We start from the raw sequence: 1,579 nt of genomic DNA, 5'->3' as shown, positions 1-1,579 counted from the left end.
GGGAGAACTCATCTCGGGGCAAGTTTCGTGCTTAGATGCTTTCAGCACTTATCTCTTCCGCATGTAGCTACCGGGCAGTGCCATTGGCATGACAACCCGAACACCAGTGATGCGTCCACTCCGGTCCTCTCGTACTAGGAGCAGCCCCCCTCAATTCTCCAGCGCCCACGGCAGATAGGGACCGAACTGTCTCACGACGTTCTAAACCCAGCTCGCGTACCACTTTAAATGGCGAACAGCCATACCCTTGGGACCTACTTCAGCCCCAGGATGTGATGAGCCGACATCGAGGTGCCAAACACCGCCGTCGATATGAACTCTTGGGCGGTATCAGCCTGTTATCCCCGGAGTACCTTTTATCCGTTGAGCGATGGCCCTTCCATTCAGAACCACCGGATCACTATGACCTGCTTTCGCACCTGCTCGCGCCGTCACGCTCGCAGTCAAGCTGGCTTATGCCATTGCACTAACCTCCTGATGTCCGACCAGGATTAGCCAACCTTCGTGCTCCTCCGTTACTCTTTGGGAGGAGACCGCCCCAGTCAAACTACCCACCAGACACTGTCCGCAACCCGGATTACGGGTCCACGTTAGAACATCAAACATTAAAGGGTGGTATTTCAAGGTTGGCTCCACGCAGACTGGCGTCCACGCTTCAAAGCCTCCCACCTATCCTACACATCAAGGCTCAATGTTCAGTGTCAAGCTATAGTAAAGGTTCACGGGGTCTTTCCGTCTTGCCGCGGGTACACTGCATCTTCACAGCGAGTTCAATTTCACTGAGTCTCGGGTGGAGACAGCCTGGCCATCATTACGCCATTCGTGCAGGTCGGAACTTACCCGACAAGGAATTTCGCTACCTTAGGACCGTTATAGTTACGGCCGCCGTTTACCGGGGCTTCGATCAAGAGCTTCTCCTTACGGATAACCCCATCAATTAACCTTCCGGCACCGGGCAGGCGTCACACCGTATACGTCCACTTTCGTGTTTGCACAGTGCTGTGTTTTTAATAAACAGTTGCAGCCAGCTGGTATCTTCGACTGATTTCAGCTCCGCCCGCAGGGGCTTCACCTACATATCAGCGTGCCTTCTCCCGAAGTTACGGCACCATTTTGCCTAGTTCCTTCACCCGAGTTCTCTCAAGCGCCTTGGTATTCTCTACCTGACCACCTGTGTCGGTTTGGGGTACGATTTCGTGTTACCTGATGCTTAGAGGCTTTTCCTGGAAGCAGGGCATTTGTTACTTCATCACCGTAGTGACTCGTCATCACACCTCAGCCTTGATTATCCGGATTTGCCTGGATAACCAGCCTACATGCTTAAACCGGGACAACCGTCGCCCGGCTAACATAGCCTTCTCCGTCCCCCCTTCGCAGTAACACCAAGTACAGGAATATTAACCTGTTTCCCATCGACTACGCCTTTCGGCCTCGCCTTAGGGGTCGACTCACCCTGCCCCGATTAACGTTGGACAGGAACCCTTGGTCTTCCGGCGAGCGGGCTTTTCACCCGCTTTATCGTTACTTATGTCAGCATTCGCACTTCTGATACCTCCAGCATGCCTCACAGCACACCTTC

At 53.6% G+C, this 1,579-nt stretch carries 1 rRNA gene; it reads right to left on the bottom strand.

The features are described 5' to 3' along the window. A 23S ribosomal RNA gene (locus ABIB59_RS26305) occupies positions 1 to 1,579 on the bottom strand; the annotation flags it as partial.

Source organism: Citrobacter sp. UYEF32 (assembly GCF_040546205.1).
Taxonomy (GTDB): domain Bacteria; phylum Pseudomonadota; class Gammaproteobacteria; order Enterobacterales; family Enterobacteriaceae; genus Phytobacter; species Phytobacter diazotrophicus.
This window is presented reverse-complemented; position numbering and strand designations above follow the sequence as displayed.